At 38.7% G+C, this 14,369-nt stretch carries 7 protein-coding genes; 1 reads left to right on the top strand and 6 read right to left on the bottom strand.

Annotation, left to right across the window (positions count from 1 at the left end):
- Window positions 1–283 precede the first annotated feature (283 nt).
- Window positions 284–4,435, top strand: a complete 4,152-nt coding sequence (locus KO513_RS15140) for a hybrid sensor histidine kinase/response regulator transcription factor (protein WP_215914116.1) — start codon at window positions 284–286, stop codon at window positions 4,433–4,435.
- A gap of 34 nt (window positions 4,436–4,469) precedes the next feature.
- Here the strand turns inward: KO513_RS15140 and KO513_RS15135 are convergent, their stop codons facing one another.
- The 6 genes from KO513_RS15135 to KO513_RS15110 form a co-directional block, all read right to left on the bottom strand.
- The gene (locus KO513_RS15135; RefSeq protein WP_215914115.1) at window positions 4,470–4,760 is read right to left on the bottom strand and encodes a chaperone modulator CbpM; all 291 of its coding nucleotides are present in this window, start codon (window positions 4,758–4,760) and stop codon (window positions 4,470–4,472) included.
- A 4-nt stretch (window positions 4,761–4,764) separates the two neighbouring features.
- Window positions 4,765–5,676: a DnaJ C-terminal domain-containing protein gene (locus KO513_RS15130; protein ID WP_215914114.1), complete on the bottom strand. Its 912-nt coding sequence runs from the start codon at window positions 5,674–5,676 to the stop codon at window positions 4,765–4,767.
- A gap of 244 nt (window positions 5,677–5,920) precedes the next feature.
- Window positions 5,921–6,997 (bottom strand): family 16 glycosylhydrolase, encoded by a 1,077-nt coding sequence (locus KO513_RS15125; protein WP_252735862.1) that lies wholly within the window; start codon window positions 6,995–6,997, stop codon window positions 5,921–5,923.
- A gap of 82 nt (window positions 6,998–7,079) precedes the next feature.
- Window positions 7,080–8,693: a hypothetical protein gene (locus KO513_RS15120; protein WP_215914113.1), complete on the bottom strand. Its 1,614-nt coding sequence runs from the start codon at window positions 8,691–8,693 to the stop codon at window positions 7,080–7,082.
- Window positions 8,694–8,758: 65 nt separating this feature from the next.
- Window positions 8,759–10,525, bottom strand: coding sequence for a RagB/SusD family nutrient uptake outer membrane protein (locus tag KO513_RS15115; protein ID WP_215914112.1), 1,767 nt, complete (start codon window positions 10,523–10,525; stop codon window positions 8,759–8,761).
- 56 nt (window positions 10,526–10,581) lie between these two features.
- Entirely contained in the window at window positions 10,582–13,665 is a 3,084-nt protein-coding gene (locus KO513_RS15110; protein WP_215914111.1) for a SusC/RagA family TonB-linked outer membrane protein, read from the bottom strand.
- Window positions 13,666–14,369 lie beyond the last annotated feature (704 nt).

The raw sequence follows: 14,369 nt of genomic DNA, 5'->3' as shown, positions 1-14,369 counted from the left end.
TGTATTTGCACGGATGGTTCCCAAGTTCAACGTCTAGGAATGAAACAAATGTTTAAAAGATTAAAACTTTTGATTTTAAACTGAAAAAACCAACCTAAAACAATGGTTTCACGTTATTTTTATTTGTTTCTTATTATCCAAAGCTTTTACCCTATCTGAATTCTCTTAAAAAATTGAAATTCATTTAGGTGATGTTCAAAGACATATCCACATAAAAAAAATAGTTATTCGTACTGCTCATATATTTTCGAAATTTAGACTTTGTTCAAGAAGACTTGGAACAATGGCAGGCGTTTTTGCGATATTGTTTTCATTAGGCCTGAACGCTCAAACTGAGACGTACTTTCAGCATTTGGACAATAATGATGGTCTTTCCCAGAATGATGTGGTAGCCCTTTACCAAGACTCCTATGGCTACATATGGATTGGAACGGATGATGGTCTTAACCGCTATGATGGCAGAAATTTTAGAAAATTCAAACCATCCCCGAAAAACCCTTATGCAATAAGCGGCAACTTAATAAGTGCCATTGCCGAAGACTCTATAGGCAATCTTTGGATCGGGACGGCCGGTTACGGTATTAATTTCTACGAACGAAAAACAGGAAGATTCCACTCTTTTATGGTAGGGAAAGATAATTCCAACGGACTTATCTCAGATATTGTTAAGAGCATAATTATTGACGACGAAAATAGGCTGTGGGCACGAACAGACGGTGGTTTGCAGGTGGCTCAGATAGTAACCGGTCGTAAAACCCTCTCCTTTAATTTTCCTAATGCTGAGAACCCTGTTATTCTAAAAAAACCAACTTCTGCCTTATTCAAAGACCAACAAGGAACTATATGGGTTGGAACCTCCTCTGGAATTTTAAAAACCACCAAAGAAGATAAAGGTGAAATTCCTCAGCTTGTTCGGGTACATACAGATACGGTTGTCGTAAGAAGTATGGGGCAAAGCCCCAACGGCCAAATGGTTCTTGCAACCTCTAACGGCATTTTCACCCCCACCGAATCCGACGACCCTAATAATTTTCAACTAAAGCGAATAGGAAACGAGACTATTCTAAAAATGGTAATCGACTCAAAAAACAGACTTTGGGGAGGGACCAAAAGTGGCCTGAATCAGTATCGGTTAAAAACCGATACCTTATTGCTAAAAAAACACCATGATAATAGTTTTGAAAATAGTTCAAGTTTAAGTTCCGACTATGTGCGGTCTTTGTTAATCGATAAAACAGGGGTTCTATGGATAGGGACGTTTGGTACAGGAATTAACAAATTAGACCTGAACGGCAAGCAGTTTAACCATTACTTGGGAGACATACGCCCAGGAACATTGGGCCATAACATTGTAAAATCCATTTACGAAGATAGCAACGGTACTCTTTGGTTTGGCACCAGGGGCGGACTAAACTTCCTCCTAAAAGAAGCAAGTGACGGTACGTTTACAAACTTTAGACAATTAGGCCGTGTAAACGCTGCTTTCTCCATGAACGAGATTAAAGTGGACGACAAAAAAATTCTGGAACTAGGAAACTCGGGTACGCAAGGTGTCTATCAAATAGATATTACCACTCCTAGCCGTAACCCAAAGGTTACGTTTAGCGATAAAATAAAGTCTACCGTGTTCAGTATGTGTACGGACAGATTTGGGCAAGTCTGGTACGGCACCTATTCTAAAGGGCTTTTTCGTGCAAGACATGCACCGTACAAGACGGTTGAAAATTTTGATAGCTCCCATAATTTTACAAGCAAGATTATTCGCAATATAGTTGAAGATAGCAAGGGTAACCTATGGGTAGGTACTGGAAAAGGGTTAAACAAACTGCCCGCAGACCAATTACAAGAAGAAAATCCACAGTTCCAGTATTTTTCCGTAATCGCAAATGATTCAACCAGTATAAGTAACAACTATATCCTCCCTATTTTTGAAAGTTCAAAAGGTACAATTTGGATAGGAACCCTGGGTGGAGGACTAAATAAGCTTATTGTAGACAAAACCACGGAAAAAGAATCTTTTAAAGCCTATACGGAAGCTGATGGGCTTCCCAACAATGTAATTAAAAGTATTGAAGAAGATGATGACGGTAACCTTTGGATTTCTACAAATAACGGTATTTCAAAATTTGACCCTTTAACCGAAACCTTTAAAAATTATGACGTTGAAGACGGTTTACAAAGTAATGAGTTTGAAGAATTAACATCATTGAAAAAATCCGATGGACAACTAATTTTTGGCGGTGTCAATGGTTTTAACGCCTTCTATCCAAGAAAAATTAAGCAAAATAAGATTCCGCCCGAAATTCACATAGACCGTTTTCTGTTGAACAATAAGCTTGTGCTTCCGAACAAAAAAATAGCGGACGAGGAAATATTAGACCAGACCATTTTAACCGCTAACAAGGTAAACCTTAACCATAACCAGAATAATATTTCATTGGGGTTCTCTGCGCTGCATTTCTCTTCCCCTAACAAAAATGAATATCAATATAGGTTAAAAGGTTTTCAAGATGAATGGTCCGTTGCCTCCAACAACAGAAATTTAGTCACCTATACCAATTTAGAACCTGGAACTTATACTTTTGAGGTGAAAGCGGCCAATAGCGATGGTTTTTGGAACCTAGAACCAGACGCATTACAAATTGTTATTGCCCCGCCATTTTGGAAAACTACTTGGGCATATGCTCTGTACACCCTTTTGGCTATTTCATTGCTTTATGCCTTTGGTAAATTTACCCTGATCCGAATAGAGGAAAAACACCAACTTACCATGAACCATCTTACCAAACAAAAGGCAGATGAGCTCAACAAAATGAAAATGGAGTTTTTTACCAATGTTTCGCATGAATTTAGAACACCCCTTTCCCTATTGAACGGCCCGTTGCAGTTCTTGGAAAAAAACAACGACATTATAGAGCCTAAAGAACGCCTGAACCAATATAGGCTTATGCAGAAAAACTCATCTTTATTGCTACGGCTTGTAAACCAATTATTGGATTTTCAGAAAATAGAACAGAAGAAAATGGTTTTAGAAGTTGGTTACTTCAACATTCTAAAAAACATACATGAGATAAAAGAATCTTTTGATTTCTTGGCTACCAACCGATCAATTAAATTTTCGCTAGTTTGTGACGAGCCCACTCTTATTACTTGGTTCAGTCCGGATGCATTGGAAAAGGTAATGAACAATTTATTATCCAATGCTTTCAAATTTACTCCTGATGGAGGTGAAATATCCATCGTTGTAAGCAACACCTCCAAAGAAATAGACCAGACAAGAGAGGAATACGTAAAAATAGAGGTACGCGATAATGGCAACGGCATTTCATCTGCTAGTCTAGAGAAAATATTTGACCGTTTCTTTAATGACGATAGCGCCGAAAATAGGAATACTTACGGCATGGGTATTGGCCTTGCCCTTACAAAAAGCCTTGTCCAGCGGCATCATGGCGAAATTCTGGTTGAAAAAGGAACCCGGAAAGGAGCCAATTTCATATTCTACCTTCCTAAGAAATTTGATTTTTATAAAGATGATAAAATTATAGGTTCCGAGTCTACCAAGGCCATGGTCGTTCCTAATTTGGACCACCTTAAAGAGGTAAATTTTGAAACCGAAGACGAAACAGAACTTCTGACTTCTGATGAAAAGCCAACCTTATTGGTTGTTGAAGACAATGCAGACCTCAGGGCTTTTATAAAAAGTGGCCTCTATAGAAAGTATGAAATACTGGAAGCAGAAAATGGCCAACACGGGCTTGAAATCTTAAAAACCCATATGCCCAATATTATCATTAGTGATATCATGATGCCCACTATGGACGGTATATCTTTTGCCAAGGAGGTTAAAAAACAGGTAGAATATAATCATATCCCCATTGTATTTCTTACGGCAAAGACAGATGATGACAGTCAGCTAGAAGGCCTAAAAATTGGGGTGGACGATTACCTTACCAAACCATTTAACTTGGAGCACCTAGAAGTGAAGCTGAACAATATCATGCGGTACCGAAAAGAATTACGGAACTATATGCAACGTGAAGTATCCCTTTCTCCAAGTGAAATTGAGGTTACCTCACCTGATCAAGAATTTCTAAACCGTGTTATTGAGCTTTTGGAAATGAATATTATGGATGCGGAGTTCAATGCTGAATCGCTTACGGCGGCCTTGTCTATGAGCAGAAGTGCCGTTTACAATAAATTTAAGGAATTTACCGGCCTTTCTACCGGAGAGTTCATTAGACGTTTTAGACTTAAAAGAGCCAAGCAATTATTGGAGACTACAGATCTTACCGTTAAAGAAATTCTCTACATGTCCGGATTTAATACGGCGTCCTATTTTACAAAATGTTTTAAGAAAGTGTACGGAACACTGCCCAAAGAACATCAGGCAAACTATCGCCAACAAGGGAAACCCAACAATGAATTCCAAATTTAATTCGTTGCTTTTCTATTGTCGTGCAACTGCTTCGCTATTCGTATAAGCTTAATTTGTTCCTAAGCCTTATAAGCTCTTCCTCGGTTCGTTCTATGCGCTTCAGTAATCTCGTGATTACCTCAACCCCTTCTAGGTTAATGTTAAGATCGGTATGCAATCTCAATATTTTCTCCGCCTTGGGAAGTTCCTCCATAGGAATATACAAACTATCACTACGTTGTATGATTTTCACTAGACCAAATTCATTCAGCTGACTTATGACCGTTGATGAAATGCTATGGCCATTACAAAACTCGGTTACGGATACGTATTCTTCTTGTTGCATAATCTTAACTTTTAAGTGATGCCAATTGTTTGAAAAGTGCCTTTTCTTGATCAGAAAGATTTGTAGGTGTCTTAACGTTATAGGTAATAAAAAGGTCCCCAAACTGCCCTTCCTTCTTATAAACAGGAAAACCTTTCCCCTTTAACTTTACCTTGGTATTACTTTGCGTTTCCGGCTTTACCTTTAGTTTTGCCTTACCATCAAAAGTATCTACGGTAATTTCACCACCTAATATTGCAGTATACAAATCTAGGTCTACCGTCTTGTACAAATCATTACCATCTCGTTTTAACGTGGTATTATTATCTATTACAAAAGTGAGGTACAAGTCTCCCTTGGGGCCTCCATTTCTTCCCGGACCGCCATGACCCGAAATTTTTATGGTCTGTCCGTTTTCAATACCAGCAGGGATAGTTATTCTTATGTTCTTACCATTAACTGTTAAGGTTTGCTTCTGAGTCGTGTATACATCCCTTAATTGCAAGCGAAGTTCCGCATTCAAGTCCTGCCCTCTATATCTTACCTGTTGTCCTCTATTTGAAGTATATCCACCTTGAGAAAATCCACCTCCTCCGAACATTGATTCAAAAAAATCTGAGAAATCCCCGCCGCCAAAATTCTGTTCATAGCTCTGGCCGCCACTACCCCGTGAACTTTGCTGTTGTGCTTTGGCTTTCTCAAACGCTTCGGCATGCATCCAGTCTTTTCCGTATTGATCGTATTTTTTTCGATTTTCGGCATTACCCAAGACCTCATTGGCCTCATTTATTTCCTTGAATTTCTTCTCTGCCTCAACGTCATTGGGGTTGACATCAGGGTGATACTTTCGGGCCATTTTTCTATATGCCTTCTTGATGTCCTTTTCCGTGGCATTCTTACTTACCCCCAATACTTTATAGTAATCTATGTATTCCATATTGATATTTTATATAAGAGAAGTACTAATTACACCTTGAAATTAACTAAAAAACAACCTTAGGTCAACCGTTTTACGTAATGTTTTTAATGCTAAAAAAAGATAATTGATATCATATGACCATTGTCACCTTTTTGAGTAGAAAGCACAAAAAAACCATAGGTACCAATTTAATTGGGGGAACTACCTATGGTTTAATTTAAGAACGTCCATACGCTCTAACAATTCAATAAAAATGAAAAATCTATTTAGCTACAGGCTTATAGATCCTAATCCAATCTACCCTAAACGTGTTGTTATCTATATTCTCTAACTCCTTATCTGTTGGGGTATACGTGTCCGATGCTAAACCAGAAGCTGGGCTAGAACGCCATGTTTGATCCTCAGTATTAATAATAATATCCATTTCTTTACTAAGGCCCGTGCGGGTATCTACCTGCGTATTTCCCGGATCCGTTGTATTTGTGAAATATTTGGGGTCTATAATATCCTTTCCCGAAACGGTTCTCACCAATTCTCCGTCTATATAATATTCTAAGTGCCATGGGTTTTTCCAATAGACTCCGTATGTATGAAAATCCCTGTTCCAAACGGTACCGTTTTCAAACCAAGTTCCCGCGTCTCTGGGCTGATAGTCCTGAAAAGGCTCCCTAATGAATACATGATGACTGATATGAATCTTCTTGGAGAAATACGAATGTTCCTTTTGCGCGCTTTCCGAATAGTCTGCACCGTAAGCCTCTAGGATATCCAATTCTTGGGTGTCATCTGGGCTCAGAAGCCATACATCCGACGCTAAAGTAGAGTTCATAACCTTTGCCCTAGCCTCAATATATACCGGATAGATTACCCTTGTTTTTGATGTAATGCAGCCCATGTTCATTTTTTTTGAACCTGGTTTTCTAGTAGCCCACATTTGTAGTTCCCCGTTTGCTACATAAGACTGTTCCCTTCTCCATTCCGTGAGGCCGGGCCCTGACCATCCGTTGTGGTAAAAGTCATCCCACTTTTCAAAAAAAATATCTCCTTTATTATCTCCTGGGGATTGGTATTCAAAATCATCTGACATTTCTTGAAACTCCCAAACCATATCCGGCCCTGCATTAGCGGGTACCGGAATTTCTTTCCAGTTGACTTCATTAGTATCCGGTGGAACGGTTTCTTGTTCCTCTTCCTGCTGGTCCTCTGCTTTCTGTTCTTGATCTACGGGCAATTCCGTAGAATTATCAAATTTTGAACCCGTACCGCAACTTCCCAACAAGACACAACAAAGCATTAATGCTAGTTGATTTCTATTCATAGTTTTTACTTTCTTGTTCATTTTAAAGTTTGATTTCTAAATGAAAAAAAAGGGAGAATCTTTCAATTCTCCCTTAAACTCAAACAAACTACTTTGTGGGGAATTATGGTCTTTCTTCTTTTTCTATGATAGAGAAATCATCATAGTATACGGTCATGTCAGTAGTTTTTTCTGCATTAGGAATAATTCTCAAATAGAACTGAGATAACGGTGTTGTACTCGTGTAATCTACAGTATGGGTCTTCCATTCTCCTACAGGATGTGCAAAATTGTTCCAAAATTGGAAACCCCAATTCTGTAACAAAAACAGACCTGTATGTGTACCACCATCTGTACCTACGCCACCTGGTGCAATGTACATTTTATACGAAACGGTATAGGTTTTACCTTCTTCAAAAATTATTGGATTGTCGAACGGAGCACTGGCTTCAGCATTATCCTGACCTGCCTCAATTTTTAATTTTAAGCTATATTCACCGGTTGCTGCTTGCTCCGTAGAATACTCAACCGTTCCCTTATTACTCCAATATGGCACCCAACTATCAGCTCCTGTTTCCAACCCTGCAATAGCTGCGGGAATTAAATTAACCGTACTCATTATTACAGGCTCATCCGTAAAAGGCAATGCCTCCCTAGTATCTGAAGATTCTATACTACCACCTGCATAGGAAACCGTGATTACGTCAGGACGATAGATTGGAGCCGCCAATTTGATATCCATTTTTGTAGCATCATTTGCATTTACCGCTACAGAAGCAATTTCAAAGGCTTCTCCGTTTACCATAACCGTAAAGAACTCCTCTTGTCCTCCAAATGAAGCAAACTCCCCATTGTAAGGTACTTGTATGGTTTCATCTTCCAATTCGCGGATTTCTCCGGTAAGTTCAAATGGTTGAGATGAAGGGATTACCCTAATTGGTGCGTTCATAACATAGGTTTCTGAATCACCAGGAATGTTCTGACCTGAACGGGACAGGTTCATCGTAGCCCTAAAAGCTCCCAATTTATTAAAGGCAATATTGGCCAATGAATCTCCGCTACTGTTTACAACAGGATTTTCCGCAACTTCCTCACCCGGCTTCAAAGCTCTTCTTATGTTCCATGAGCGACCTGTAGGCTCGCCAATAGTAGACAGATCAGTAAACTCCATAGTATTACCTGCCTCTATATACACTGTATCCGTTGCTTCATGATTTACAACCGCATCGCCATTTCTAACTTTAATTTTAGGTACAAGTTTAGGATAGACCTTTACTAAAAAAGTAGTGTCTATAACATAAAGGTCTCCTTCTTTCTTGGCCGGCATCTCATAATCTACATCTCCGCGATTACCTTTAAAGATTACCATTTCATTAAAAGTGTTGTACAACCTTACTTTTTTCATTCCGGAGGTTTTGAATTGCACATGAACGGTTTTCTCAAACGACGTTGTGCTTCTAGGCTCTATTATGAACTGATCAAGGATTGTATCTGTCCTATCTATAGGACCCTCAAGAAAAACATCCGTTTTATCAATTCTCCACGAATGGGATACTGCACCTTGGGATAAATCCGTGAAAGACACAAAATCGTCCAAATTTACTTGAAGGTCATTTAACGTACCCTTGCTGGTATAGAAGCCTATGTCGGAGAAAGGAAAAGGCGCCTCGTACTCATTATCGTCACATCCTACAAACAGGATGGCCAAGACGGCTAAAATTCTTATTGCGTTTTTCATTTTATACTTTTTAAATTTCTTGCTTTTTGCATTTTTCATTGATGTCATCACTGTAACCGTCAATTTTAATTATTCAATTGCGGGTTAGATATGATTTCAGAATTTGGCAATGGCCAATACGCATGTAACGCTTCGTTATAATTTGAAGATGCTTCCTGAAATTCGTTCCAGTTCTCGTCAATATCAGGATCACCAACAGGCAATTCCTTAACAATTGAAGCCCATCGGGTTACCTCTTTACCGTCTTCATCCAGCAATTTGTAGTGATCGGCCGTATAACGTCTTTGAGCCAATTCTTTAAAACGATCCGCCTTAACGCCCCATCTTCTAAGGTCTACATTTCTATTTCCATCTCCTTCAGCAGATAGTTCCAAAGGCAATTCGGTAAACATTAAATGTTCCATTAAACTTTGGGCATCATAAGCTACATTGTCATGGTCATTTGCCGGAAACTCTCCAGTACCTGCTAAACCTAACAACTGCACTCCAGACCTTCTTCTAACCCTATTGATATAAGTTAAGGCTTCGTCTATGTTTCCTAACTTTATCTGACACTCGGCATATTGAAGATAAATTTCAGCTAGACGAATTAAACGTTCGTTTACTCCTGACCTTACCTTACCTGGAGAAAGCTCTTCTTCCGATCTAGTAATATCCCAGTTGGTATGCTTACGCCAAAAAGCGGTCATACGAACATTAAAATTTGAGGCTTGTCCGGTTTCTTCTCTCAAGTAATATCCCATATCCTTATCATCCACTAAAGCAACGGACCAAGAGGTTCGCAGGCTAAACTTTCTAAAGCTTTCATTACCATCTTCATCTACAACCTTGTTACGAGGGTCTGAAAAATCTAAAGGGTCGTTCCTATATTTTAAAATTAACCAGTTTGCCAATACAGCTCCAAACCATTTGCCATCACCTCCCGTAAATTGTCTTACATAGGCAGAATTTGCTACATCTCTCCCATCCCAAGGGCCCAATTCATTTTTGTAATCCAATGAGTACCCTATTTCTAGAATAGATTCCTCATTAAACTCATCCATAGTTGTAAAGTTGCTTCCTATGTTAGGTGTTAATGCGTAACCAAAGTCATCTATAACACTTTTAAAAAGTGTAGCTGCGGTTTCATAATCACCGGCATATAAATATGATTGTCCCATTACGGCAACGGCCGCACCCGCAGTAACACGTCCTTTATCCTGGCCTTCCCAAGAAATAGGTAGGTTCTCTGATGCAAACTTTAAATCTTCCAAATAGAAAGCCTTGACCTCTTCTGCAGTAGCTATAGATTGATAAAACTCACTCTCTTCTACCGGTACAAAATCATAAATAGGAACCGCACCTCCGTTAAAAGAATTGTACAGATTAAAATATATATACCCTCTTATGAACCTTGCTTGGGCCAAAATACTAAGACCTTCTTCCTTTTCGTCTTCCGTAGTATAGGTCTCTGCTAATTTCTCAGCAGCTTCTATAACTTGGTTGGCCCTAAAAATGGTTGTGTAGTTGGCACTCCATTTTTGGTTTATTTCATTATTGGCATCATTAAAAATCTGTAAATAATATGGGTTTGTATTATTGGGGCGTTGGTACCCACTTGACCAGGCAAGATCTGTACGTGCCAACTCCGCTACCAAATGAATGTTCTGAGAACTCGCCAAACCTTTATAGGTAGCGGTTAGACCTTGTCCTAAGTCTTTGTTATTGTTCCAGAAAGTCTCGGTAGATATTTGGTTAGGATTGGTTTGCTCCAAAAAGTCGTCAGAACAGCTCCAAAAAGCTAACATGGGCACGATTATTAAAAGTAACCGTTTTGTTATCGTTGTTTTCATAACTATCATTTTTTCATTTTTTTTATCGGAATTATTCATCTTCATATCAAATTCTGTTAAAATTCAATTTGAAGCCCTGTTCGTATTTGAGAACTTACAGGATAGGTCCCTTTATCAATACCTCTTGTACTAAGACCATTGTTCCCAACTTCTGGGTCATACCCATCATACTGGGTAATGGTAAAAAGGTTTTGCGCAGCTACATATACCCTAAACTTGGTGATACCCAACTTCTCCGTGTAATCTCTAGGTATAGTATACCCTAAAGAAATGTTACGTAATCTGGCAAAAGTTCCATCATCCAACCAATAGTCTGTCTGTCCTCTAAAGTTGTTATGTGTGGCATTTCTGTTTACAGGAATATCAGATGTGTTGTTCTGCGGAGTCCATTGATAGACCAAATCCTGATGGTTAGCTACCTTATAAGCCAATGCTTTGTTACCATTTATAATTTCTGCACCAAAGGCACCGTACCATTGCATTGAAAAGTCCATTGCTTTATAATAGGCCGAAAAGTTAAAGCCCATTTCAAATTCAGGAGTACCACTACCCATATATTGACGGTCGTTAATATCTATTAAGCCGTTCTTATCAAAATCTACATACTTTAAATCTCCTAATTTTGCATCAGGTACAATTTCTTGGTAGGCCGCCAATTCTTCTTCGTTCTTAATAGTACCATCGGTCTCTATTAAAAAGAAAGCACCGCCTTCATACCCTTCTGCCAATGCAGATACCAAATCCTGATCATTGTCATGTCCGGAAATACTACTATCATCAAAATAGATGATTTTGTTACTACCACTCATTTTAGTAATAACATTTTCGTTCTTGGTATATGTTACACCGGCATTCCAAGAAAATTTGCCAGAATGGCGATAGTTCATGGCAAATTCCATACCCTTATTGGTCATATCGCCCACATTTAGCGTAACCTCAGCATTTTGACCTCCACCTGCAGTAGGCGGCAATAATACTGGGAATAACATATCTTCTTTTTTGGTTTCATACATATCTGCGGACAAGGTTAACTTATTGTCAAAAAAGCCCATGTCCAAACCTCCGTTCAATGAAACCGAAGTTTCCCAGCTTACCAATGGATTGGCAAAACCAGTTTGCGTAGCCCCTAACAATAAATTCTGATTATCTCCAGCGCCAAGTACGTAATCATTATCTAATGTAATGGTAGGTGTATATGTATAATCTGCAATACCTTGGTTACCTGCCGTACCTCTACTTCCTCTTAACTTAAATGAGGAAACGGTATTCTTAAAAGGTTTCCAAAATTTCTCTTCGGAAACGTTCCATCCGGCAGATATAGAAGGAAACACACCCCATGGTTCTTCTTTAAATTTAGAAGACCCATCATGTCTTACAAAAGCGTTCAACAGATATCTTCCTTTATAGTTATATTGTAAACGGGCCAACATACCTATTAAAGTGCTGGTACGATCTTGTGTCCATTGGTTGTTACCCGACCCCACATTAGGGTCTGCAGTGGCACCATTAAGTACCGTAATATCATTGGAAGCCAAATCGCTCTTCTCCGCAAAGAATTCTGAGTAACTGTACTTTTCCGATGAATATACCCCCGTTAAGTTGATGTTATGATCCCCAAAACTTTTCTGGTAATTGATAATGTTCTCCCAAGTAGATTTTTTGGCCAAAGAACTTAAATTTCTTATTCTTGAACGTTGAGATGTTACTTCTGTACCATCATCTCTATACGCGATAAATTTAGGGTTAACGGTAATTCTAGTACCGTTGTCATAACTTGAGGCCACCCTTGAAGTGAATTTAAGGTTATCTGTAATATTGTAGGTAACACTTAAATTTCCATCAAAATATTGATTCTCTTGGTTATCTTCTTGCAAAAATTGATATCCTAAAAAAGAGAGGTTATTAGCCCCGCTGCCATCTCCCGCATTTTCTAACACGCTCGTATTTGGATCTATAAGGGGTTGGTAAGCGTTATACCCTATTGCATTTCTTAAAAGTCCCCAAGGCTCATACTCCCTATCTTCTATTCTAAAGGAAAGGGCCGTAGTTATATCCCATCTTCCTTTTTTAAACTGTGTATTGGCCCTAACGTTGAATCTCTCGTAACCCGATTTGATCACAACACCTTCTTGATCAAAATAGTTTCCAGTAACATTGTACGTAAGACCGTCTTTACCTCCTGATAGCCTAAGACTATGGTTTTGGATAGGTGCCATATCATTTTCTACCACACTCACCAAATCCGTATTGTTGGTCAGGAAATGAGGACTCTGTTCTATGGTAGTCCATGTATTACCATATCTTCTCTCACTTAACGCAGCAGATTGAACGAATGTCGTATATAGTCTATCCTCCACGTTCAACAAGGGCGTTCCCGAAGTAATATTTTGAAGACCATAATAGCTGTCTACCGCAATTTTCATTTGTCCTTCTTTACCCCTTTTAGTGGTAATTAAGATTACACCGGCTGCACCACGTGTACCATAAATTGCCGCCGAAGCTCCATCCTTTAGAACATCTATGGTTTCTATTTCATTGATACTTAATTTTGGATCTCCTTCAAAAGGAATACCATCTACAACATATAGTGGTCTATTGGCCCCGTTAATGGAAGTAAGCCCCCTAATCTGTACATTAGCTTCCGCTCCAGGAGAACCCGAACTGGCCGTTACGTTTACCCCGGCAATCTGACCTTGTAAAGCGGCACCAATATCGGATGTTGATGTTTTCATTAACTCTTCCGACTTCACTTGCGCTACCGCACCTGTCAATTCCTTCTTTTTCTGGGCCCCGTAACCAACAACGACTACTTCATCCAACGCGGATACATCTTCTTGCATCGTTACGTTAACCGATTTTTTTCCGCTGATGGCGACTTCCTTGGTTTTGAAACCAATGTAACTGAATACCAATACGTCACTAGGTTCTGCCTTTATTGAATAAAGACCATCAAAATCTGTAACGGTCCCGGTATTAGTGCCCTTGACCACCACACTTACTCCCGGCAAAGGTGTATCATCTGCAGATACGGTACCACTAACTGTTTGAGATTGTGCTATTGCCGTACTTAGACAAAAGACCAAGAATAATCCCAACCGAAAAGCGTGGGATTTAAAATGAAAAATGTTTTTGAAATTCATATAATTTTCTTGTTAAATATTAAAAATGACCAATGAAACCATGAAGTAGGTTTAACCTTGTTAAGAAGGTTGTATTCCAATTCAAAACCTATATTATTTTCTTATTTCATTGTATCTAGACCATACATTCCACCCCTCTTGACTGAACATTTAAAAATGAGTTGGTTTTAAGCTAAACCAATTAATTGCTCAAAAGGAAATGAACAAGCTGTCCATTTTTTTTAGGAATACATGTTAAGGAACACCTGTTCTAAAATGGGGGGAGGATTGTTGAGAGGCGCGTGATTGTTTCTTTCCATAATACGAGTTGGTTTAAAATGAGTAAAGTTTGTTTATTAGATTACCAATTAAGTGTGCTGTAAATTTTCATATACACTGTAATTGGTGTCCAAAATAGAGATATTGTTAATTTACTCCTAAAAAAGGTGCTTGACAAAAACTTGACAAAACGTATATTCTCTATGAACAACACCTCCTCCCTCCCCTATATACAAAGCTTTTTTAAAAGATTGCATGGTATAGACAACTCTACAAAAAGGTCAATTAGAGAAATGTTAAAATTAAGGAGTGAAATCCAAAAAAAGGGAGGCAAATACGTATTAAAAATGAATAATCAAGCCCATAAACTATGGTCTTTCACTAAATTCCTATCGGTTTTAACCATTCTCTTTATTACCCTAGAGCTACTGAAAAAATAAACCCAT

The sequence above is a fragment of the Zobellia sp. B3R18 genome (assembly GCF_018860715.1).
Classification (GTDB): Bacteria; Bacteroidota; Bacteroidia; order Flavobacteriales; family Flavobacteriaceae; genus Zobellia; species Zobellia russellii.
This window is presented reverse-complemented; position numbering and strand designations above follow the sequence as displayed.